Raw genomic sequence first — 22,076 nt, forward strand, 5'->3', positions numbered from 1 at the left:
GTTAATTAATCAAGTTTGAATCGCAATCCCGCATAATACATCGATCCTGTAATTGGCGCATAAACCATGGAGGTATCAAAATCAGTATCAAAAGGGTTACTTGCGCTAACAATAGGATTGCGTTGTTTGTAGTTGCCCATATTTTCACCACCGACATAAAATTCAAATCGAGGAGAAAATACTTTGGTAATCTGAAAATTCATCAAGGAATAGGGATTAGAGGAAGATTTTAGTTGGTTCACTTCTGCATATTGTTCCGTAGTGGTGATGCGTTGTTTCCCCAACCAATTATACGTAAAATCAAATTTCCAATGCGCACCATTGTCCTTTTCATTGGTAGTGAATTCTAAATTTGCAAAGAAACGGTGTTTGGGTTGATACGCTTTTTCAAATGTACCCGTCTTTTGATCTGTGGCAATGTCGTAATATTTATAAGCAGAACGCAAATTTAAGTTGCGCGCTAGGTTATAGTTTACTTCCAATTGAAAGCTATTCGCATAAGATTTGCCATCTAAGTTGTAGAATAATAATTGATGTGCATTATAATCGGCATCTACGACAATTTGATTTTCGAAGTCTGTGCGATAAAAATCGAGGGTTACATCCCCTTTTCGACCGATAAAATGGAAGTTTTGCGTAAAGCTCAACCCGTAGTTCCAGGCAATTTCAGGATCTAAATCGTAGATCTTGCCGTTGTTCCCTTCAAGCTGAAAGTAGCGATTGGTAGCGAAGAAAATCTGATTTTCCGCAAATACATTGGCTAAGCGTTTTCCTCTACCTACAGAAGCGCGTAAAACCCCATTCTCCCACGGATTATAACGCAAATGCAAGCGAGGCGTCGCAAACAATCCCATGCGGTTGTGATAGTCTACTCGCATACCGGCAACTACGCTAAAATCCGTTGTATTGTCGTAGGTATATTCATAAAATGCTCCTAAAGCATTGTCCGTTCTATTGAAATTCCCATCGATACCAGGAACGAATACTTGTTCGGTATACTGATCTAACGTAAAGCTAAGTCCTGTTGTAAATTTGTGAAGTGTATTGCTGATAATCGAATTAAAAACTAGATTAGAGTACAAGCTATTTTGCTTGATATCATACAAGTTTAACCCAAAATAAGAGTCCTGTTTGTGGTAGTTGTAGGCCACTTGCAATCCTGCGCTTTGAAAAGGCAAATCAGGAAATACATAACCTATCTTAGTGGATAAATCGATTTTTTCCGTGTTGATTTCAGATCCCCAAAGAACTGTTGAACCCTTGTCCTTCTTTTTGTCAAAGTCAACTTGCCCAGCTACTTTATTGTCTTTCATATAACGGGCTGTGATAAAACTCACTACGCCTTTTTCTGGATTGATGTATTGCCAGCGATTCATCACGTTGATCTGTTCTCCTTTCGGCATATCCAAGAAACCGTCGTGATTTTTATCGTGATCTCCAGTTCTTACGTTTCCGTGGATGAATAGAGAAGAACTCCATTTGTCGTTTAAACGGTAATTGCCGTGAATATTCGCCTCAAAACGCTCGTCATTAGAACCGTATAGATTTAAATAGAACGGACGATCCGTGGCGGGTTTTATCAATTCTGTATTCAATTGGCCCGAAATACTTTCATAACCATTGATTACTGTTCCAGCTCCTTTGGTGACTTGAATACTTTCTACCCAGGTTCCTGGTGTAAAAGTCAATCCGTAAATTTGAGAAGCCCCTCGAACAGAGGGAATGTTCTCTTCTGCAATGAGAATATACGGACTGGTTAATCCCAACATTTTAATTTGTTTGGTTCCCGTTATGGCATCCGTATAGTTAACATCAATAGAAGGGTTGGTTTCAAAAGCCTCTGAAATGTTACAACAAGCGGCTTTTAATAATTCTCCGCTATTCATCGTGAAGCTATTGGTCGTTCCTTTGATGGAACGTGTCGTGTTGCGCTGTTTGGTTTTGATGATTACTTCATCTAGCGATTCCTCGGGTTGTAAAATAAGGTGATAAGATTGTCCTTCTTGGGGAGTTAGCGTTTGCGTTTTATACCCAATATACGAAATGGTCAAGGGCGCTTTCTCAATAAAGGTTAAGGTGAATTTCCCTTGCATATCCGTAGCAACACCAATCGATTGATGGGCATAAAAAACGGAAGCTCCAATAATAGGGGTATGTGTTTCATCAACGATTTGTCCTGTAATCGTCTGTTGTGCATATAGCGAAGTACCCGCTGTTAATACAACAAGGGTAACTAAATGTTTGATCATTTTTTACGTGTAATTGTTAATACATAATAAAGAAGTTGGACTTAAAAAAATAAGTCAAACGAAAAATGTAGGGATAATAACTATGCGTAAAGTACTAAGCGACAATATAATTGATAGAGTGGAGGAGCGTGAGCCTCCATATAGTATGCTAAAGTTTCTTGTTGCTGAACAGGAAAATCAACGGGGTAGTTTGAATAAGTGGTCCAAGCGTAATCAGGAAGAATAAAATCAAAATAGTGAGCATATACATGCTGAATATTGTGATCCGAAGGATTGGACTTAATCAATTCATCTTGACAACACTTTTTGTCGGCGAATTTTTTGACCGGTTTTTCAACGGCAACCTTGGTTGAACAACAAGCTTTTTCTTGTTGTTTTTCTATTTCCATTTCCATTTCCATTTCCATGGAACAGCCCTTTTCTTGGTGCGTATGGGTATAACGCAACGGACTGTAATGTGCTTCGCCTTGACAATAATGTACGCTCATGGACCATCCTATGTTTGAAAATAGGAAAATCAACAAAAACCAGATACTGACAAGTCTTTTCTTTAGCATGGAACAAAAATAAGAAAAAAAGCAGGATTTCAATAGAGTAGAACGTTTTTTGTTCAATTTTTAGGGGCGAAAAAAGAAAAAATGACTACAACAGAAATTGTACCTTTGATTGAATAAAACAGTAGAACATGCAGACGTTATATTCAACGCTTTTAGAAGAAGCGAAGCACATGATAGCAGGACAAGCTAGTGTGACAGAAAAGTTACAAGCCATTTGCAACTTATTAGAAAATAAAGTGCCTCATTACGATTGGGTGGGATTTTATTTTGCTGAACCAGAAAAACGCTTGTTGCATTTAGGGCCGTATACAGGAGAGGCTACCGATCATACCGTTATTCCATTTGGCAAGGGCATTTGCGGGCAAGTAGCAGAAAGCAATCAAACGTTTTTAGTGGAGGATGTGAGCGCACAAGGTAATTATATCGCTTGCAGCATGACGGTGAAATCAGAAATTGTCGTGCCTTTATTTGTGGAAGGAAAAAATATTGGACAAATTGATATCGATTCACATACGCTAAATGCCTTTACCCAAGAGGATCAGGATTTCTTGGAAACACTGAATGAACAGGTTGCATTACTTTACCTATAAAGTGATGTTACAGTGGAATTTATTATTTTTTTGAAAAAAAATATAGAACTGTGATGGTGGTTTGAAAAATAAAAGTAACTTTGCATTTGAATTTTAGAAGACTAGAATTCGTACATAAAAATCATTAAAGAATATTGGCATGTATTTAACGAAAGAAAAAAAAGCTGAGATCTTCCAACAACACGGAGGTGTAGCTGCAAACACAGGATCTGCAGAAGGACAAATTGCTTTGTTCACTTACAGAATCTCTCACTTAACTGAGCACTTAAAAAGAAATCGTAAAGATTACAACACGGAGCGTTCATTAGTTCTTTTAGTAGGTAAAAGAAGAAGACTTCTTGACTACTTAAAGAAAACTGAGATTAACAGATATCGTGAGATCATTAAAGTATTGGGTATTAGAAAATAATCAATATAGGAAAGAGGTGCCTGCGCGCCTCTTTTTGTTTTTTTGCCTTTAGCAGAGTTAGATCTGGTTTTTCATTGGGTTTCATATACTACACAACACACAACACAACACACACAACACATTTTACGTCTCTCTTTGGAGAGACAGAAACCCTAAAGTATTAAATTATTATGATTCCTAAGGTAACCAAAGAAATTATCGATTTAGGAGATGGACGTAGCATCTCAATCGAAACGGGGAAATTAGCGAAACAAGCAGATGGTTCTGTTGTTGTTCGTATGGGAGACTGTATGCTTTTAGCTACAGCTGTTTCTGCGAGAACGGCAAATCCAGGTGTGGACTTCCTTCCTTTAACTGTAGATTACAGAGAAAAATTCGCTGCTGCTGGACGTTTTCCAGGAGGCTTTTTTAAACGCGAGGCTCGTCCTAGTGACCAAGAAGTGTTGACAATGCGTCTAGTTGACCGTTGTTTGCGCCCTTTGTTCCCAGATGATTACCATGCGGAAACACAAGTGATGATTCAGTTGATGTCTCATGACGAAAACGTAATGCCTGATGCATTAGCTGGTTTAGCTGCTTCTGCAGCATTAGCTGTGTCAGATATTCCTTTTTACAATTCAATCTCTGAGGTAAGAGTTGGTCGTGTAGACGGACAATTCATTATCAACCCATCAAGAGAGCAGTTAGATGCTTCTGATCTAGATATGATGATCGGTGCTTCTAAAGACTCTGTATGTATGGTAGAGGGTGAAATGAGAGAAATCTCAGAACAAGATATGATTGATGCAATTAAATTTGCACATGAAGCAATCAAAGTTCAAATCGAAGCACAAGAAAAAATGCGTGCAGCTCTAGGTCTTACTTTCCGTGAGTATGAACCAGAACCAACAGATGCTGAAGTAGAAAAAATCGTGTATGATGCCGCTTATGCTAAATTATACGAAATCGCTTCTCATGCTAGTGGTAAGAGCGAGCGTGGTGAGAAATTTGCTGAGGTGAAAGAAGAAGTATTGACTCTATTCTCAGAAGAGGATTTAGTTGAAAAGGCTGAATTAATCAGTACTTACTTCAAGAAAACACAAAAAGAAGCAGTACGCAACTTAATCTTAGATCAAAATATCCGTTTAGATGGTCGTAAAACAACTGAAATTCGCCCAATTTGGAGTGAAGTTGATTACTTACCTTCAGTACACGGATCATCTTTGTTTACTCGTGGTGAAACACAAGCGTTAGCTACTGTTACTTTAGGTACATCAAGAGATGCAAATATCATTGATTTACCTAGTGAACAAGGAGAAGAAAGATTTTATTTACACTATAACTTCCCTCCATTCTCAACAGGAGAAGCTAAACCGTTAAGAGGTACATCTCGTAGAGAGGTAGGACATGGTAACCTAGCACAACGTGCATTGAAAAACATGATCCCTGCTGATTGTCCTTATACAATTCGTCTAGTGTCTGAAGTATTAGAATCAAATGGGTCGTCTTCTATGGCAACCGTTTGTGCAGGTACATTAGCTTTGATGGATGCTGGTATCCAATTAGTGAAACCCGTTTCTGGTATTGCTATGGGATTAATCTCAGATGCTAAAACTGGACGTTGGGCTGTATTGTCTGATATTTTAGGTGATGAAGATCACTTAGGAGATATGGACTTTAAAGTTACAGGTACTAGAGATGGTATCACAGCTTGTCAAATGGATATTAAAATCGATGGATTAGCTTATGATATCATGGAACAAGCGTTGAAACAAGCACTTGATGGACGTCTACATATCCTTGGATTATTAGAAGAAACAATCGCTGTTCCTAATGAAACAGTGAAACCTAAAGCTCCTAAAATTATTACCGTTACTATCCCTAAAGATTTTATCGGTGCAGTGATCGGACCTGGTGGTAAAAATATTCAAGCACTTCAAGCAGAAACAGGTACTACTATCGTTATTAACGAAGAGGGTGACTTTGGTTTAATCGAAGTATTGGGTACGGACCAAGCAGGTATGGATAGAGCTTTAGCTTCAATTAGCAATACAATCTTCTCTCCAGTAGAAGGAGATGTATATAAAGTGAAAGTAGTGAAAATGCTTGACTTCGGTGCAGTTGTAGAATTTGTACCAGGTAAAGAAACGTTACTTCACGTGTCTGAATTTGATTGGAAACGCATTGAAAATCCTTCAGATGTATTGAAAATTGGAGATGAGTTGGAAGTGAAATACATGGGAATTGATCCAAAAACTAGAAAGCCAAAAGTTTCTAGAAAAGCGCTTATGCCTCGTCCTCCAAGAGAGAATAAACCAGAAGGTAACAAACCAGAAGGAGCTCAAGGAGCAAAAACAGAAGAAAAGAAGTAATTCTTATCATCATATAAAAAACACCTCATTTGAGGTGTTTTTTTGTTTTAAACCCGCTGGGAATAATGCGTTTTCTTGGTTTTTGAGTATCTTTAAAACACAATATAGAAATACAGAAATGAGTAAAATAAATATAGGAATCATTGGTTTAGGAGGGGTTGGCGGATTTTATGGGGGATTGTTGGCGCATCATTTTGAACAAGAACCACAAGTAACGATTCATTTTGTCGCAAGAGGGGTACACGGTGAACAAATCAAAAAACATGGACTCACCGTGCTTTCGAAAGACCATTCGGTCGTCGGTAAACCAACACGAGTGGTAGAAAGAGTGCAAGATTTGGGTAAAATGGATTTTATACTCCTTTGTACAAAAGAATATGACTTGGACGAGGTAATTGTTGATTTGAAGACAATCGTTGCTAAAAACACGGTTATTTTGCCTCTTTTGAATGGGGTTGAAGCCTTTGAAAAGCTCGATCGAGAAGTAGAAGCTGAAATATGGCAAGGATGTACTTATATGGTTTCTCGTCTAAAAGAGACCGGTGTAATTGACAATCCCAGTGGAAGACAAAAAATTGTATTTGGTCGAACGGAAAAAATTACTCCCTTGATGCTTCAGATGAATCATTTATTACAAGCAGCGGGAATCAATTCTATCTGCACCCAAGAGATCGCGACAGAAGTTTGGGAAAAGTATATTCTAGTTTCTTCTTCTGCCGTGGCCACTGCTTTTTACAATTGCTCCTTTGGTGTAGTGATGCGTGATTATCCAGCGATAATTCATGCATTAGTTACAGAAGCTAGCGCAATAGCGAAGGCGAAGGATGTGAATTTAACCGAGGATATCGTCGAAGTAGTGATGCAGCGTTTGGCGGCGATTCCCTTTGATTCTACCACGTCGATGCACAGTGATTTCATAAGTAATAAGTCTCAGACAGAACTGGAAGTGATGGCTGGCTACTTTATTCGTGAAGGAGAACGTTTGCAAATAAAAGTTCATACCTATCAAAAAATGTACGGTGTTTTAAAGGAACAACAAGGTCATTATGGGAGGTAATAAATAGAAAGAGCCGTTTTTTTACGGCTCTTTCTTATTGTGATAACATGAGATACAATATCGTTATTCCTGATAAAATACAAGGGAGAATTAAGTTGCTCCAAGCTGTTTTTTTCTTTATCGCTAATACAAGCCATACCAAAGGAATCCCGAATAAAGCTGCAAGTAGTGGTAACCATAAAAGTTCGTATATCGCACCTAGAAGTCTATACGTGTAGATTCCGTTAGTTCCCGTGCGACTTAAAAGGGCAAAGCCAATAATCAACAACGTACTAAGGAAAGATAGACCGTGTAATGCAAAGGTAAATTTAGGTATTTGATTCATTTTTTTGTTTTTGGTTAGAGTAAAGATATACTTTTTTTATATTCCTGATATGGGGTTGATATTTATTTATTGCTTGATTTTTAGGTAGTTAAAAAAGAGTTGATTTGGTTAGGTCTAAAAAAATGCTTATATTTGCTATATCAGCTGTAAAGTGATTGATAAAAATCACTTGCAATTAGGCATACATATATAGAGGGTTATCCTCTTTGTCTAGTAAGAACCTTTCGAGGTTCTCCTTTATTAGGTTGTCTCTTTTGATGACCTATCAAATCACTCAAAAGGAGTGTCTGTAAGAATCTGCGTACTAGATTCTTTCTTTGATGAAATCTAAAATATCGTTTATTAATTAGCTCCATTTCAAATGAAAGATCGGGGCCTAAAATAGTAGTATATAATGACTAATTTTAAAGTAGGAATTATTGGAGCAGGTCCAAGCGGACTTGCTATGTTAAGAGCTTTTGAATCAGAACAGAAAAAAGGGAATCCCATTCCTGAAATCAAGTGTTATGAGAAACAAGATAATTGGGGTGGAATGTGGAACTATACTTGGCGTACAGGTGTAGGAAAATACGGAGAACCGTTACACGGAAGTATGTATAAATACTTGTGGTCCAACGGGCCTAAAGAATGTTTGGAATTTGCGGATTATACCTTTATGGATCACTTCAAACAGCCGATTTCCTCTTATCCACCAAGAGAGGTACTCTTCGATTATATTGAAGGGCGTATTAAACAGAGTAATGCAAGGGAGTATATCAAATTTAATACGGTAGCTCGTTGGGTAGATTACTTAGAAGACAAAAAGCAATTCCGCGTTATTTTTGATGACTTAGTTAAAAATGAAACCTTTGAGGAGTTCTTTGATTACTTGGTATTGGGTACAGGACATTTCTCTACACCTAATATGCCTTTCTTTAAGGGAATTGATAACTTCCCCGGAACCGTAATGCACGCACACGATTTCCGTGGTGCGGATCAATTTATAGACAAAGATATCTTACTGATTGGAAGTAGTTATTCGGCGGAAGATATCGGGGTACAGTGTTTCAAGCACGGAAGTAAATCGGTTACCATTTCTTATCGAACCAATCCTATCGGGGTTAAATGGCCAAAGGGAGTAGAAGAAAAGACGATTGTAACCCACTTTGAAGATAATAAAGCCTTCTTTAAAGATGGTACATCCAAAGAATTTGATGCAGTTGTATTGTGTACAGGATACCAGCATAAATTCCCTTTCTTACCGGATAATTTGCGTTTAAAAACGAAGAACTGTCTCTATCCAGATAACTTATACAAAGGAGTGGTATTCAATGAAAATGAACGCCTAATATTCTTAGGGATGCAAGACCAATACTATACGTTTAATATGTTTGACGCTCAGGCTTGGTTTGCGCGAGATTATATGTTAGGGCGAATAGCACTTCCTACAAAAGAGCAACGCAACGCCGATATTTCCAATTGGCTAAAAGAAGAGGAACAAACAAAGACAAGTAACGAACAAGTAGATTTTCAAACGGCTTATATTAAAGATTTAATCGGTTTGACGGATTATCCAACCTTTAATATTGAGGAGGTAGGGGAAATGTTTAAACGCTACTTAGACTCCAAAGAAATAGATATTCTAACATATCGAGATCAAGTGTATACTTCTGTGATGACCAATGTAACCGCAGAAGAACACCATACGGTTTGGATGAAAGAATTAGACGATAGTTTAGAACGTTACTTGGATGAGGTAGAAGCAGATGAAAAAGAACTAAGTAAAGTCAATTATTATTAATCGTTGCGATTAGTATAATTAAATTGTTTTTACAAAGCCTTAAAAATCATGTTTTTAGGGCTTTTTGTTTTTAGAATGTTACAAAAAGAAAATATTTTTAAAAATATTGTAACTTTTTGATGTAACTGTACGTATAACTAATGTAGGCCATTAAGGACAAAGACAAATAAGGAGTAAAATACTATGAGACAACTTAAAATTACCAAGCAGGTTACGAATCGTGAAACAGCTTCACTAGATAAGTATTTGCAAGAGATTGGTAAAGTAGATTTGATTACTGCAGATGAAGAGGTAGAATTAGCACAGCGAATTAAGGCAGGAGATCAAAGAGCTTTAGAAAAATTAACTAAGGCTAACTTAAGATTCGTGGTTTCGGTAGCAAAACAATACCAAAATCAAGGGTTGACACTTCCGGATTTAATTAATGAAGGAAACTTAGGGTTGATCAAAGCAGCACAGCGTTTTGATGAAACTCGTGGTTTTAAATTTATTTCTTACGCAGTTTGGTGGATTAGACAATCAATTTTGTCAGCTTTAGCTGAACAATCGAGAATTGTGCGTTTACCATTAAATAAAATTGGTTCGATCAATAAAATTAATAAGATGTACGCGTTATTGGAACAGTCGAATGAACGTCCACCTTCAGCAGAGGAAATCGCTGTAGAATTGGATATGACTGTGAATGACGTAAAAGAGAGTATGAAAAACTCTGGACGTCACTTATCCATGGATGCTCCGTTAGTGGAAGGAGAAGATTCTAACTTGTATGACGTATTGCGTTCAGGAGAGTCTCCAAATCCAGATCGTGAGCTAATTCACGAGTCATTGCGTACGGAAATCGAGAGAGCATTAGAAACCTTAACTCCTCGTGAGGCAGATGTGGTTCGCTTGTATTTCGGTTTAGGGGATCAACACCCAATGACATTAGAAGAAATAGGAGAAACGTTTGATCTAACAAGAGAACGCGTCAGACAAATCAAGGAAAAGGCAATCCGCAGATTGAAACATACATCAAGAAGTAAAATACTGAAAACGTATTTAGGATAATAGTAAAAGCACTGCTCAGCAGTGCTTTTTTTTATGTCTTTTTTGAAAGAATGAAGCGCTTTGTTCGATTTGGATGTTTTGAACAAAGCGTGTTATATAGACTATCTGTCGTATTTTGAGCGCAGTGGGAATTACTATGATGGCTATGCCCTTGCCTAGCAAATTCTTTTTTGTTAATGCTAACTTAAATTGTTCTACATTCGCCCCCGAATGTAAATATAACTATGAGTCAAACTAACCTATTAAAAAAGTATTTTTTGCTGTGTTTCCTCCTTTTTGGATCCGCATCTCAAACCTTCGCTCAATCTAAAGAAGATGTAAAAATCGGCATTGGATTACAAGGAGTGGAATTAGCTGTAAATAAGAAAATCTACCAACAGTTTTACGTTGAAGCTTATGCTGGATTAGGTGGCGGATACGATGCCGTAGACGGCTTCTCCTATACGCTAGATGTTAAAAACTTAGTTCCTTATACCAAGGGAATTGTAAAGTGGAATTATGTAGATCAGGATCGAAAGAGAAATTTCGTTTCCTTACAAGGAAAGTACTCGTTTGGAGATAAAGATTATCTCGATTTAAATAGAGCGTTACTAACCGAGGTAAATTGGGGTATAGAACGCCATTTTACGGAGAATTTTATTTTTGAAGCCCATGTTGGAATTGGTCATTTAAAGGATTTTGATGTAAAGAAATCACTTGTATTGCCAACGGTTGGTGTGAGTTTAAAATATCGATTATTTAATTTCAACAAGTAAAATAGGAGATAAGGAAAAAAAAGAGATAAAAAAAGAGGCTTGATAGCCTCTTTCTTTGTTTAGTGTTGATAGACAACATATTTCATATCATCTTCTGTTACAACTTTCGTTAAGTTATGAGAAGATAAACCTTTCATGGCTTTGTCCCATTTCTTGCCACTTAAAGCAGCTTGTTCTTTTAAGGAACCAAGTTCTACTTTGTTGTCGTTGTTTTCTAGAATTTGGATGATGATTTTTTCTTCCTCTGATAATTCTACCGTTGGAGCTGTTTTCTCTGGTCTCATTTGAGGGAAAAACAACACTTCTTGAATCGATGGATTGTTCGTTAAGAACATGATTAAACGGTCCATTCCAATTCCCAACCCAGAAGTTGGTGGCATTCCGTATTCTAAAGCACGCAAGAAATCTTGGTCAATAAACATCGCTTCGTCATCTCCGCGGTCTGCTAAAGCCATTTGAGCTTCAAAACGCTCTCTTTGGTCAATCGGGTCATTTAACTCAGAGTATGCATTTGCAATCTCTTTTCCACAAACCATTAGCTCAAAACGCTCCGTTAATTCGGGATTGTCTCTATGTGCTTTGGTTAAAGGCGACATCTCTTTAGGATAATCGGTAATATACGTGGGTTGGATGTAGTTCCCCTCACATTTCTCACCGAAAATTTCATCAATTAATTTTCCTTTACCCATGGTTTGATCTACTGGAATTCCCATGCCTAAAGCAGCTTGACGAATTTCGTCTTCAGTTTTTCCTGTAATGTCAAACCCCGTAAATTCTTTAATTGAATCAGCCATTGTGATTCGCTTATAGGGTGCTTTAAAGTCGATTTCATGCTCGCCAAACGTCGCTTTTGTAGTTCCATTCACAGCGATAGCACAATGCTCTAATAAGCGCTCAGTAAACTCCATCATCCAGTTGTAGTCTTTGTAAGCTACATAGATTTCCATTGCTGTAAACTCTGGATTGTGGGTTCTGTCCATTCCTTCGTTGCGGAAGTTTTTAGAGAATTCGTAAACGCCATCAAAACCACCTACAATTAAGCGTTTTAGATACAATTCATTCGCGATACGCAAATACAACGGAATATCTAAAGCATTGTGATGTGTGATGAATGGACGTGCAGAGGCTCCTCCTGGAATTGATTGTAATACAGGTGTTTCAACTTCCATATAACCCGCCTCATTGAAGAAGTTACGCATTGCACTAAATAATTTCGTACGCTTAACGAATATTTCTTTGTTTTGTGGGTTTACAACTAAATCGACATAACGCATTCTGTAGCGCAATTCTGGATCTGTAAAAGCATCAAAGGTATTTCCCTCTGCATCCGTTTTAGGTAATGGCAACGGGCGCAACGATTTGCTCAATAGAGAAAGTCCTTGTACGCGTACTGTTTTTTCTCCTACTTGCGTCGTGAATAACTCTCCTTCGATACCAATGATATCTCCGAGGTCAATTAGCTTTTTGTAAACTTCGTTGTATAAATCTTTGTTCTCACCCGGACAAAGTTCATCTCTGTTGATATATAGTTGAATCTTTCCTTCACTGTCTTGAATCGTTGCGAAAGAAGCTTTTCCTTGAATACGCGAAGACATGAGTCTTCCTGCCACAATTACCTTCTTACCTTCTTCAAAACCGTTCTTTATCTGCTTGGATGTATGATTTACTGGAAATAAGTTAGCAGGATAAGGATTCACACCAAGCTCTTGCAATTTTGCGAGCTTCTCTCTTCTGATGATTTCTTGTTCTGAAAGTTGCATAATAATTGTGAATTATGAATTAATTTATAAAGTGCAAATATAGGTAATCTTTAAAAATTACTCCCCATTGTATAGAGCCAAATGTCAGTTAATTAGTCAATTGATCTGTTTAGAGGAAATTTCAAGATAGGGTTTAACGGAAATTATACCCATAATTCATAAAAAATGACGAAATTTGTAGGGTATAAATAAGTGATTATGAGTATTTGGAGAGTAATTTTGTCTATTATATTTCCGCCTATTGCAGTGTACGATAAAGGGTGCGGATCCATAGTAATTGTTTTTCTTTTAACCCTAGCCGGTTGGATTCCTGGCGTTATTGGAGCTTTAGTCATTCTCAATAATCCGAAATATAACCGCTAAGTTTTTGAACATGAATAAAGAAGTAACCCTAATTGATTTAGGTGAAAAAGACTATAAAGATACCTGGGCCTATCAAGAAGAACTCTTTCAATCGGTTTTAGACATCAAAATAAAAAACAGGAGAGAAGAAACAGAGGAGCCAACACCCAATTACTTTTTGTTTGTCGAACATCCCCATGTCTATACTTTGGGAAAAAGTGGGCATATAGAAAATCTATTGCTCAATGAGGAGCAGTTAGAAGCTAAAGGAGCGACGTTTTATAAAATTAATAGAGGAGGAGATATTACCTATCACGGTCCAGGACAGATTGTAGGATATCCGATTTTGGATTTAGAAAATTTCTTTACGGATATTCACAAATATTTGCGTTTGTTAGAAGAAACAATGATTCTCGTGCTGAAAGATTATGGTATTGAGGCAACGCGAAGTGAAGGTGAAACAGGTGTTTGGTTAGGTGTAGGTACGCCATTTGCCAGAAAAATATGCGCCATGGGGGTGCGTGCTTCTCGTTGGGTGACGATGCATGGTTTTGCCTTGAATGTCAATTCGGACTTAGGGTATTTTGACAATATCATTCCCTGTGGAATCCGAGGGAAAGGAGTTACCTCTTTACATGTGGAACTAGGTGTGAATTACGTAGATGAAGATGAAGTACGAGCTAAAATCATTACGTATTTTACCGAATTATTTGAAGCGACTATAAAAGAACAGTAATATAATTTATAAAATCTCAAGCGGACGTTCCTCTTGGGATTTTTTTATCTTTGTACAAACAACACGATAGTATGAAAAATATAAAAATAGCGCCATCGGTTTTGGCTGCCGATTTTGCAAATCTACAACGCGATATTGAAATGATTAATGAGAGTCAAGCGGATTGGTTCCACATTGATATTATGGACGGTGTTTTCGTGCCAAATATATCTTTTGGAATGCCTGTTTTGGCGGCGATCAACAAACACGCGAAGAAAACCTTAGACGTGCATTTGATGATTGTAGATCCTGATCGATATATTAAAACATTTAAAGATTTAGGAGCAGATATCTTGACCGTTCACTATGAAGCTTGCACACATTTACACCGTACGGTACAAGCAATTAAAGCAGAAGGGATGCAAGCAGGAGTTGCGTTAAATCCACATACGCCAGTGGCTGTTTTAGAGGATATTATTCAAGATTTAGATTTAGTACTAATCATGAGTGTAAACCCTGGTTTTGGTGGACAGAGCTTTATCGAAAATACCTATGATAAAGTGCGTAAGTTAAAAGCGATGTTCGATGCGAAAGGAGCAAATGTAATCATTGAAATTGACGGTGGAGTAAACAGCAAAAATGCAAAAGCTTTAGTTGATGCTGGGGCTGGTGCCTTAGTAGCGGGTAATTTTGTATTTAGTGCTGCGGATCCTATGGCAACAATAGCCGATTTGAAAGACATCGTAAAATAGGTTGACGGTGATCAGGTAAGGAGAAGGAGTAGATTTTGGGTTAGAAAACAAGTTGCCTTAAAATTCAACAAATCAATAACTTTACAACGTACAAACTGCACATAAAAAAACGGCTTGAAGAATTCTTCAAGCCGTTTTTTTATAATAGGGTGTGATCTTACATCATTCCTGGCATACCTCCGCCCATTGGCATTCCTCCACCGTTTTCGTCTTTAATATCAACTAAAGCACATTCTGTGATAAGGATCATACCTGCAACTGAAGCAGCATTTTCTAAAGCTACTCTTGTTACTTTTTTCGGATCGATTACACCTGCTTGTAGCATATCGATGTATTCATTTGTTTTAGCGTTGTATCCGAAGTTATTGCTTCCTTCTAATACTTTAGCTACTACTACAGAACCTTCTAAACCTGCGTTTTCAACAATGGTTCTCAATGGAGATTCTATTGCTTTAGCGATGATTTGAATCCCTGTTTCTTCGTCAGCATTTAACGCTTTAATTGAATCAAGATTTGCTTTTGCACGTAGTAAAGCAACTCCACCACCTGCAACGATTCCTTCTTCAATAGCTGCTCTTGTAGCGTGTAATGCGTCGTCTACTCTGTCTTTTTTCTCTTTCATCTCTACTTCCGTAGCCGCTCCAACATAAAGTACTGCAACACCACCCGCTAATTTCGCTAAGCGCTCTTGTAATTTTTCTTTATCATAGTCAGAGGTTGTTGTTTCCATCTGCGCTTTGATTTGGTTTACTCTGTTTTGAATCATTTCTGACTCTCCACTGCCGCTAACGATCGTTGTATTATCTTTATCAATGCTTACGCGTTTACACGTACCTAACATGTCTAAAGAAGTATTTTCTAAGGTATACCCTTGTTCTTCAGAAATTACGACTCCACCTGTTAAGATGGCGATATCTTCTAACATTGCTTTTCTTCTATCACCAAATCCTGGCGCTTTTACAGCAGCAATTTTTAAGGCTCCTCTTAATTTATTTACGACTAAAGTAGATAAAGCTTCTCCATCAACATCTTCTGCAATGATTAACAACGGTTTTCCCGATTGAGCCACTGGTTCTAATACAGGTAGTAATTCTTTTAAAGAAGATACTTTTTTGTCGTATAACAAAATGTAAGGAGAATCTAGTTCCACTTCCATTTTTTCTGAGTTCGTTACGAAGTAAGGAGATAAATATCCTCTGTCAAATTGCATTCCTTCTACTACATCAACGAAAGTTTCTGTACCTTTTGCTTCTTCAACTGTGATTACTCCTTCTTTGCCTACTTTTTCGAATGCTTGTGCGATTAATTCTCCGATGAATTCGTCGTTGTTTGCCGAAATAGAAGCGATTTGTTGGATTTTATCCATTGATCCACCTACTTCTTGTGCTTGGTCTTTTAAGTGGTTGACAATTGCTTCAACCGCTTTGTCCATACCGCGTTTTAAGTCCATTGGATTTGCTCCAGCAGCTACGTTTTTCAACCCTTCTTTTACGATCGCTTGCGCTAATACTGTAGCTGTTGTTGTTCCGTCTCCTGCTAAGTCATTGGTTTTAGAAGCTACTTCTTTCACCATTTGAGCTCCCATGTTCTCTAATGCATCTTCTAACTCTACTTCTTTTGCAACAGAAACACCATCCTTTGTTACCGTTGGTGCACCAAAGGCTTTTCCGATGATTACGTTTCTTCCTTTTGGTCCTAATGTTACTTTAACAGCATTTGCTAAAGCGTCAACACCGCGTTTTAAACCTTCGCGTGCTTCAATGTCGAATTTAATATCTTTTGCCATGATTTAGTCTTGTTTTACTCGTTATTATTCAATTTATTAAACAATCGCTAAGATGTCATCTTCACGCATGATTAGGTAATCCTTACCTTCTAATTTTAGCTCTGTTCCTGCATATTTACCGTATAATACAGTATCGCCTACTTGTACCGTCATGTTGTGGTCTTTCGTTCCGTTTCCTACAGCTACTACTGTTCCTTTTTGTGGTTTTTCTTTCGCTGTATCAGGAATAAAAATACCAGAAGCAGTTTTTGTTTCTGCTGGTTGAGGTTCAATAAGAACTCTATCCGCAAGTGGTTTAATGTTTAATGCCATAGTGTTTATAGTTTATAAAAATTGAATTATTTATATTAGTTCTAAATGCTATAGAAATAGTCATAAAGTGTGCCAAATCTTGTATTGACACCTATTGGCAAAAAAAAATGCCAACTTGACAGCTGGCATTCTATAGTAAAAAGTAAAAACTTTCTTATTCTTGTGTAGTTGCTGGAGTTGAAGTCTCGCTAGTTGCTGGAGTTTCAGCTGCAGGTGTTGATTCTGTCGTGTTTTCTGTGTTAGCAGCAGCAGGAACAGTAGGCTGTACTGGCATCTCTGCGTTAGGATCTAAAAGTTTAGAATCTCCAACAGCTCCACCACTAAAGCTAATGCTTGACATTAAAATAAGGATGATTAACACCGCTCCTAATGTCCAAGTACTCTTATCTAAGAAGTCATTCGTGTTTTTTACACCTCCTGCAACAGTAGATCCTCCGAAAGAAGAGTCTAAACCTCCACCTTTAGGATTTTGTACCATAATAACCACAATTAATAAAAAACATACGATAGCAATCAATACTAAAAATACTGTAAATGTGTTCATGCTTATAAACTATTATGTTGTTGTAACGCTTTTATATCTAATATTTGGTTTGCAAAGAAACTACTTTTTTCTGGATATTTCAAAATTAAAATCTCATAAGCTTGTATCGCTTTTTGATATTTTTTTTGCTCTAAGTATATTTTGGCTAAAGTCTCCGTCATTAAACTTGTGTTCTCTTGTAGAGATAATTCAATATTTATGGGGCTTGCCGTACCTTTTTTTGTTGGGATAATTTTAGGATTTGTTTCGATGAATTTATCAATTAAAGCTTGTTTTTGCTCCAAACTTTTTTGAAATTTTTTTTCATCTTCCGTAATTATCTCCGCTATTTCTTCCTTTTCAGGCTGTTTTGTGTCTTTTTCTGCATCTGATTCTCGAACAATTGGCTGTTGCTTGGACAATTTTAGCCATTCTTGAAAGGAGTATTTTTCCCCAGCTTCAAATGCTAAAGGTTTGCCAATTTCAAGCTTATTTTCTAATTCAGCGCTTTTAGAAATAGCTGGAATTGCTTCTTCAGCTAGTGAATCTATTTCAGGTACAGAAACAGGATTGCATATTTCTTTGTCTGTATCTTTTTGTGTTTTTTCTTCCAAAGAAGTATTCTCTTGTACAATAGCATAGGCAACTTTGGAAATGTTTTGGAGTAGTGCGCTAATATTTTGTTCAGGCTCTCGCTCTTTTTCCTTCGCTATGGGCTCGATTGCTTCTTTTGGCTCAGATTCTTCTTCCTCAATCTCGATGGATAAAGGCGTATAGGCAGTAAAGTCATCAGAAACAATAAAGTGGAACAAAATGTCGCGGTCTAACGTATAAGCCGCAGTTTTTTTGAGTTCCTGATTGTATGAAGTACTTTCATTTGAATAAAGTGCTTTTAGGTACAAACTTCTCAAAGGCTGTAAATAAGGGTACTGCTCAAGTAATTCTTTTAATTCTTGAATGTCTGTTCGCTGTACTTGTGTTGGATCAGCTAAGTAAGTATGTAAAGTTGCTCTATTCAAATTGCTGTCTGTTGTTAATTTACCATTTAGCTAAGGATTCATTGAATACATCTTGTGTAATGCGCTCATAAATCTCATCTAAAGCTGTATTTAATGTCGCACCAACTAATTGTGCATTTGCATCATAGTCATAGTAAAACGAAAATCGTTTTTCGAAGTCGTCTTCTGGATTTTTTTTGTTTGTAAATCGCACATTAATAGCGATGTATAAACGGTTTTGCGCTGCTCTTTGATCTGCAGTTGCCGTCATGGGGCTAATCCTATAATCGACAATTTCTCCTTCGTATACTAAATCCGCATCGGAATTAGTTAATGTTAAACTCGTTTGGTTTTGAATCAAATCTTGCAGTGCAAGGGTGAAGGTACGTTCAATTCCTGGTTCAACCAAAGGTGCATTATTCTGAAAGTAATTCACCTGGAAAGAATCTGCGTCAATTTTTCCTGTTCCCGTAAAGTTATAGTACTTGCAGCTTTGTAAGCCTAAGAGGATAAAGGCAACAAGGAGGATTGGTTTAAGCTTCTTCATTTATAAGTTGTATTGTTTAATCTTTCGATATAAAGTTCGTTCTGAGATACCGAGTTCTTCGGCAGCTGCTTTTCTTTTTCCTTTGTTGCGCTCCAGCGATTTTCGAATTAATTCTACTTCTTGTTCTTCTAAATTGAGTGGTTCATCTTCTACTGTTTCCGCAATCAAGTAATTGTCGTCGTCGTCGCTTTCTACAATGGTTGGGTGATAAGTTGGATGGACCGGTTGAACGGCATGAGCGGGATGTGCATGGCTGTTTTCTAGCTGTAAAATGTCCGAAGGTGTAGTGGGATAGTCGACAGATTCACTTTTACCTCCGTAGATGCGCTGAATCAAGAGTTGATTCGTCTCTTGTACTTGTCCTTTGTCCTGTTTGAGCAGTTCTAAGGTTAGTTTTTTTAAATCCGTAATATCATTGCGCATATCAAAGAGGATTTTGTATAAAATCTCTCGTTCAGTACTAAAATCACTTTCGGCTTTCTTTCCTTGTACGACGGAGGGCAATTGTCTGTCGTGGTTAGGTAAATACGCCTGTAAAATAGACAGTGTAATTTCTCTATTGGTTTCCAAAACAGAAATTTCTTCCGCTACATTTCGCAATTGTCGGATATTTCCATCCCAGCGGTAACGGATCAAGAAATTAGCCGCATTGGCATCTAAGCGCACTGGAGGCATTTTGTATTTATGAGCAAAATCTGAAGCAAATTTCCTGAACAATAAGTGAATGTCTTCCCCTCTTTCTCGGAGTGGAGGTAAGTTGATTTCGATAGTGCTCAAACGATAATATAAATCCTCCCTAAATCGTCCCTTTTGAATCGCCTCAATCATATTGACATTGGTTGCTGCAATGATGCGAATATCTGTCTTTTGTACCCGTGAGGATCCTACTTTGATAAATTCGCCATTTTCTAAAATACGCAACAAACGCACTTGGGTGGTTAAGGGAAGTTCTCCAACTTCATCGAGAAAGATAGTACCACCATCGGCCTCTTCAAAATAACCCTCACGGGTGCTAATTGCACCGGTAAAGGCTCCTTTTTCGTGTCCAAAAAGCTCACTGTCAATTGTTCCTTCAGGAATAGCTCCACAGTTTACAGCAATGTATTTACCGTGTTTGCGATGCGATAGGGAATGGATGATTTTAGGAATGCTTTCTTTCCCAACTCCACTTTCTCCTGTTACCAAAACCGAAATATCCGTTGGAGCAACTTGTATTGCTTTTTGAATGGCGCGGTTAAGCTTAGGATCATTTCCTATGATTTCAAATCGCTGTTTAATTGCTTGAACATTTTCCATGTAGTGAACTTTTTCGTGCTATTTTTTCAAAAGGTGATTAATCTTCTTGCATAGGCGAATATCCAACTGCCTTGCCAATTAGTGTTGCAGAAGTACAATCTTCTACATATACTTCAACAAAATCACCTACTTTATAATTTTCTTTCGGGAATACCACAGTTGTGTTTTGTGAATTTCTTCCGCTCCATTCTAAATCAGAACGCTTCGATGTTTTTTCAATTAAAACTTCGACTGTTTGTCCCACAAAACGTTGCGTACGTTCTAAACTGATTTTTCCTTGTACTGCAATAATTTCGCTTAAACGGCGTTTTTTAACTTCCTCAGGAATGTCATCTTCTAGCTTGCGAGCCGCTAAGGTTCCTGGGCGTTCTGAATAAGCAAACATAAATCCAAAATCATAGCGAACATGCTCCATTAGAGAAAGCGTGTCTTGGTGATCTTCTTCTGTTTCTGTAGGGAAACCTGTAATCATATCTTGCGAAAGAGAAATATCTGGAATTAACGCGTAAATTTTATCCACTAATTCGATGTATTCTTCTCTAGTGTGTTGACGATTCATCTCTTGTAAAATACGTGTACTTCCTGATTGAACAGGTAAGTGAACATATTTACAGATGTTGTCATGACGAGCGATTACTTCAATCACTTCCATGTGCATATCCTGAGGATTCGACGTTGAGAAACGGAATCTCATTTTTGGGAATTTCGTTGCACATAAGTCTAATAATTGAGTAAAGTCAACTGCTGTAGCTTTTTGAATATCAGAAGCTTTGTCAAAATCTTTTTTCAAACCACCTCCATACCAAAGATAGCTGTCAACGTTTTGACCAAGTAAAGTGATTTCTTTGAATCCTCTTTCGTATAAATCTTGAATTTCAGAAATGATACTGTGCGGTTCTCTACTGCGTTCACGTCCTCTTGTAAAAGGAACAACACAGAACGTACACATATTGTCACAACCTCTGGTAATCGAAACAAAAGCCGTCACTCCGTTACTTTGTAGGCGAACAGGGGAAATATCACCATAGGTTTCATCTTTCGACAAAATTACGTTGATGGCATCCCTACCTTCGTCCACTTCTTTTAATAAATTGGGTAAATCTTTGTAGGCATCAGGACCTACTACCATATCAACAATTTTCTCTTCCTCTAGAAATTTACTCTTTAATCGCTCTGCCATACAGCCTAAAACCCCTACTTTCATTCCTGGGTTTTTTTTCTTTATTCGGTTGTATTGGTCTAAGCGTTTGCGTACAGTTTGTTCCGCTTTGTCGCGAATAGAACAAGTGTTTACTAAAACTAAATCAGCTTCTTCTAAGTTATTGGTCGTATTGTATCCTGCGTCAGATAAAATGGAAGCAACAATCTCACTATCTGAAAAGTTCATTTGACACCCATAGCTCTCGATAAAAAGCTTTTTGGTGTTGTCTCTGTTCTGTTCTAGCTGTAAGCTGGTTCCTTGTTTATTTTCGTCAATTACCTTTTCCATATGATTATTTAAAAGGGAGTTTTATTTTAAGCCACAAAGATAGTTTAATTTTATTTGCTGACAAGTTGACAGCTTTATATTTAAGAGGCAAGCTGTTGTTTTTATGAGATTCTCTATTCTTCAGTTTGGATTAGTAGAAGTGTTTTGCTTTAGATTGACTTAGCGTGGAATCATGGAGGGATACAGTTGCTGTAAGGTTAGTAGGAGGTTAATAGGGCGTTTCTTCGGTAAAACCTTAATTGTGCAAAAAAACGCCCTCTAAACATCGAAGAAAGTGCAAGTAAACTCTAGAGTAAGTCAGAACACAAGCTATAATAAGGACAATGTAAATCTTCAGTGATTCATCTTCTTTCGATTCGTTGTTGTGCCCTACGAGATGACAAGAAATTTTTTATTCTAAAGGAAAGAACTAAATAAAAATGGAGTGGTGTTTTTC

21 protein-coding genes are annotated in these 22,076 nt (G+C 37.4%); 10 read left to right on the forward strand and 11 right to left on the reverse strand.

The window, feature by feature from the left end:
* Nucleotides 1-5 precede the first annotated feature (5 nt).
* The gene (locus tag FBR08_RS08670) at nt 6-2,249 is read right to left on the reverse strand and encodes a TonB-dependent receptor plug domain-containing protein (protein WP_158962370.1); all 2,244 of its coding nucleotides are present in this window, start codon (nt 2,247-2,249) and stop codon (nt 6-8) included.
* An 80-nt stretch (nt 2,250-2,329) separates the two neighbouring features.
* The gene (locus FBR08_RS08675) at nt 2,330-2,806 is read right to left on the reverse strand and encodes an HYC_CC_PP family protein (protein ID WP_449406765.1); all 477 of its coding nucleotides are present in this window, start codon (nt 2,804-2,806) and stop codon (nt 2,330-2,332) included.
* A 128-nt stretch (nt 2,807-2,934) separates the two neighbouring features.
* Here FBR08_RS08675 and FBR08_RS08680 point away from each other — a divergent pair, with 128 nt between their 5' ends.
* The 4 genes from FBR08_RS08680 to FBR08_RS08695 all read left to right on the forward strand — a co-directional run bounded on the left by FBR08_RS08680 (nt 2,935) and on the right by FBR08_RS08695 (nt 7,213).
* Complete coding sequence (locus tag FBR08_RS08680) at nt 2,935-3,396, forward strand: GAF domain-containing protein (RefSeq protein WP_158962372.1); 462 nt, start codon at nt 2,935-2,937, stop codon at nt 3,394-3,396.
* 139 nt (nt 3,397-3,535) lie between these two features.
* Nucleotides 3,536-3,805, forward strand: a complete 270-nt coding sequence (gene rpsO, locus FBR08_RS08685) for a 30S ribosomal protein S15 (protein ID WP_002987657.1) — start codon at nt 3,536-3,538, stop codon at nt 3,803-3,805.
* Between the two features lie 170 nt (nt 3,806-3,975).
* Nucleotides 3,976-6,156 carry a polyribonucleotide nucleotidyltransferase gene (locus tag FBR08_RS08690; RefSeq protein ID WP_158962373.1) on the forward strand — a complete coding sequence of 727 codons (2,181 nt, stop codon included), beginning with the start codon at nt 3,976-3,978 and terminating at the stop codon, nt 6,154-6,156.
* Between the two features lie 118 nt (nt 6,157-6,274).
* The gene (locus tag FBR08_RS08695; protein ID WP_158962374.1) at nt 6,275-7,213 is read left to right on the forward strand and encodes a ketopantoate reductase family protein; all 939 of its coding nucleotides are present in this window, start codon (nt 6,275-6,277) and stop codon (nt 7,211-7,213) included.
* Between the two features lie 34 nt (nt 7,214-7,247).
* On the opposite strand, the gene FBR08_RS08700 is transcribed toward FBR08_RS08695, so the two are convergent.
* Complete coding sequence (locus tag FBR08_RS08700) at nt 7,248-7,538, reverse strand: hypothetical protein (protein WP_158962375.1); 291 nt, start codon at nt 7,536-7,538, stop codon at nt 7,248-7,250.
* Nucleotides 7,539-7,932: 394 nt separating this feature from the next.
* Between FBR08_RS08700 and FBR08_RS08705 the strand changes: the two genes are divergently transcribed.
* The 3 genes from FBR08_RS08705 to FBR08_RS08715 all read left to right on the forward strand — a co-directional run bounded on the left by FBR08_RS08705 (nt 7,933) and on the right by FBR08_RS08715 (nt 11,120).
* On the forward strand, nt 7,933-9,318 hold the full coding sequence (locus FBR08_RS08705; RefSeq protein WP_158962376.1) for an NAD(P)-binding domain-containing protein: 1,386 nt from the start codon (nt 7,933-7,935) through the stop codon (nt 9,316-9,318).
* A gap of 183 nt (nt 9,319-9,501) precedes the next feature.
* Complete coding sequence (locus FBR08_RS08710) at nt 9,502-10,365, forward strand: sigma-70 family RNA polymerase sigma factor (protein WP_002987652.1); 864 nt, start codon at nt 9,502-9,504, stop codon at nt 10,363-10,365.
* Nucleotides 10,366-10,589: 224 nt separating this feature from the next.
* Nucleotides 10,590-11,120, forward strand: a complete 531-nt coding sequence (locus FBR08_RS08715; RefSeq protein ID WP_158962377.1) for a hypothetical protein — start codon at nt 10,590-10,592, stop codon at nt 11,118-11,120.
* A 59-nt stretch (nt 11,121-11,179) separates the two neighbouring features.
* Here FBR08_RS08715 and lysS read toward each other — a convergent pair whose 3' ends face one another.
* Nucleotides 11,180-12,880 carry a lysine--tRNA ligase gene (gene lysS, locus FBR08_RS08720; protein WP_158962378.1) on the reverse strand — a complete coding sequence of 567 codons (1,701 nt, stop codon included), beginning with the start codon at nt 12,878-12,880 and terminating at the stop codon, nt 11,180-11,182.
* Between the two features lie 198 nt (nt 12,881-13,078).
* On the opposite strand from lysS, the gene FBR08_RS08725 reads away from it, so the two are divergent.
* The 3 genes from FBR08_RS08725 to rpe all read left to right on the forward strand — a co-directional run bounded on the left by FBR08_RS08725 (nt 13,079) and on the right by rpe (nt 14,689).
* Entirely contained in the window at nt 13,079-13,243 is a 165-nt protein-coding gene (locus FBR08_RS08725) for a YqaE/Pmp3 family membrane protein (RefSeq protein WP_158962379.1), read from the forward strand.
* 10 nt (nt 13,244-13,253) lie between these two features.
* Entirely contained in the window at nt 13,254-13,958 is a 705-nt protein-coding gene (gene lipB, locus FBR08_RS08730) for a lipoyl(octanoyl) transferase LipB (protein WP_158962380.1), read from the forward strand.
* A gap of 71 nt (nt 13,959-14,029) precedes the next feature.
* Nucleotides 14,030-14,689: a ribulose-phosphate 3-epimerase gene (gene rpe / locus FBR08_RS08735; protein ID WP_158962381.1), complete on the forward strand. Its 660-nt coding sequence runs from the start codon at nt 14,030-14,032 to the stop codon at nt 14,687-14,689.
* Between the two features lie 157 nt (nt 14,690-14,846).
* Here rpe and groL read toward each other — a convergent pair whose 3' ends face one another.
* The 7 genes from groL to miaB form a co-directional block, all read right to left on the reverse strand.
* Nucleotides 14,847-16,475, reverse strand: coding sequence for a chaperonin GroEL (gene groL, locus FBR08_RS08740; RefSeq protein WP_158962382.1), 1,629 nt, complete (start codon nt 16,473-16,475; stop codon nt 14,847-14,849).
* 36 nt (nt 16,476-16,511) lie between these two features.
* Complete coding sequence (locus tag FBR08_RS08745; protein ID WP_060873958.1) at nt 16,512-16,787, reverse strand: co-chaperone GroES; 276 nt, start codon at nt 16,785-16,787, stop codon at nt 16,512-16,514.
* A 154-nt stretch (nt 16,788-16,941) separates the two neighbouring features.
* Nucleotides 16,942-17,331, reverse strand: coding sequence for a preprotein translocase subunit SecG (secG, locus tag FBR08_RS08750; RefSeq protein WP_158962383.1), 390 nt, complete (start codon nt 17,329-17,331; stop codon nt 16,942-16,944).
* Nucleotides 17,332-17,333: 2 nt separating this feature from the next.
* Complete coding sequence (locus tag FBR08_RS08755) at nt 17,334-18,329, reverse strand: tetratricopeptide repeat protein (protein WP_158962384.1); 996 nt, start codon at nt 18,327-18,329, stop codon at nt 17,334-17,336.
* A 19-nt stretch (nt 18,330-18,348) separates the two neighbouring features.
* Nucleotides 18,349-18,855: an LptE family protein gene (locus FBR08_RS08760; protein WP_158962385.1), complete on the reverse strand. Its 507-nt coding sequence runs from the start codon at nt 18,853-18,855 to the stop codon at nt 18,349-18,351.
* Entirely contained in the window at nt 18,856-20,151 is a 1,296-nt protein-coding gene (locus FBR08_RS08765) for a sigma-54 interaction domain-containing protein (RefSeq protein ID WP_158962386.1), read from the reverse strand.
* Nucleotides 20,152-20,188: 37 nt separating this feature from the next.
* Nucleotides 20,189-21,640, reverse strand: a complete 1,452-nt coding sequence (gene miaB / locus FBR08_RS08770; protein ID WP_158962387.1) for a tRNA (N6-isopentenyl adenosine(37)-C2)-methylthiotransferase MiaB — start codon at nt 21,638-21,640, stop codon at nt 20,189-20,191.
* Nucleotides 21,641-22,076: the final 436 nt, after the last annotated feature.

The sequence above is a fragment of the Myroides fluvii genome, assembly GCF_009792295.1.
GTDB lineage: Bacteria > Bacteroidota > Bacteroidia > Flavobacteriales > Flavobacteriaceae > Flavobacterium > Flavobacterium fluvii_A.

Coding starts and splice junctions, on each gene's coding strand:
- FBR08_RS08670 (WP_158962370.1), bottom strand. CDS start 2,249: ATGATCAAACATTTAGTTACCCTTGTTGTATTAACAGCGGGTACTTCG.
- FBR08_RS08675 (WP_449406765.1), bottom strand. CDS start 2,806: ATGCTAAAGAAAAGACTTGTCAGTATCTGGTTTTTGTTGATTTTCCTA.
- FBR08_RS08680 (WP_158962372.1), top strand. CDS start 2,935: ATGCAGACGTTATATTCAACGCTTTTAGAAGAAGCGAAGCACATGATA.
- rpsO (WP_002987657.1), top strand. CDS start 3,536: ATGTATTTAACGAAAGAAAAAAAAGCTGAGATCTTCCAACAACACGGA.
- FBR08_RS08690 (WP_158962373.1), top strand. CDS start 3,976: ATGATTCCTAAGGTAACCAAAGAAATTATCGATTTAGGAGATGGACGT.
- FBR08_RS08695 (WP_158962374.1), top strand. CDS start 6,275: ATGAGTAAAATAAATATAGGAATCATTGGTTTAGGAGGGGTTGGCGGA.
- FBR08_RS08700 (WP_158962375.1), bottom strand. CDS start 7,538: ATGAATCAAATACCTAAATTTACCTTTGCATTACACGGTCTATCTTTC.
- FBR08_RS08705 (WP_158962376.1), top strand. CDS start 7,933: ATGACTAATTTTAAAGTAGGAATTATTGGAGCAGGTCCAAGCGGACTT.
- FBR08_RS08710 (WP_002987652.1), top strand. CDS start 9,502: ATGAGACAACTTAAAATTACCAAGCAGGTTACGAATCGTGAAACAGCT.
- FBR08_RS08715 (WP_158962377.1), top strand. CDS start 10,590: ATGAGTCAAACTAACCTATTAAAAAAGTATTTTTTGCTGTGTTTCCTC.
- lysS (WP_158962378.1), bottom strand. CDS start 12,880: ATGCAACTTTCAGAACAAGAAATCATCAGAAGAGAGAAGCTCGCAAAA.
- FBR08_RS08725 (WP_158962379.1), top strand. CDS start 13,079: ATGAGTATTTGGAGAGTAATTTTGTCTATTATATTTCCGCCTATTGCA.
- lipB (WP_158962380.1), top strand. CDS start 13,254: ATGAATAAAGAAGTAACCCTAATTGATTTAGGTGAAAAAGACTATAAA.
- rpe (WP_158962381.1), top strand. CDS start 14,030: ATGAAAAATATAAAAATAGCGCCATCGGTTTTGGCTGCCGATTTTGCA.
- groL (WP_158962382.1), bottom strand. CDS start 16,475: ATGGCAAAAGATATTAAATTCGACATTGAAGCACGCGAAGGTTTAAAA.
- FBR08_RS08745 (WP_060873958.1), bottom strand. CDS start 16,787: ATGGCATTAAACATTAAACCACTTGCGGATAGAGTTCTTATTGAACCT.
- secG (WP_158962383.1), bottom strand. CDS start 17,331: ATGAACACATTTACAGTATTTTTAGTATTGATTGCTATCGTATGTTTT.
- FBR08_RS08760 (WP_158962385.1), bottom strand. CDS start 18,855: ATGAAGAAGCTTAAACCAATCCTCCTTGTTGCCTTTATCCTCTTAGGC.
- FBR08_RS08765 (WP_158962386.1), bottom strand. CDS start 20,151: ATGGAAAATGTTCAAGCAATTAAACAGCGATTTGAAATCATAGGAAAT.
- miaB (WP_158962387.1), bottom strand. CDS start 21,640: ATGGAAAAGGTAATTGACGAAAATAAACAAGGAACCAGCTTACAGCTA.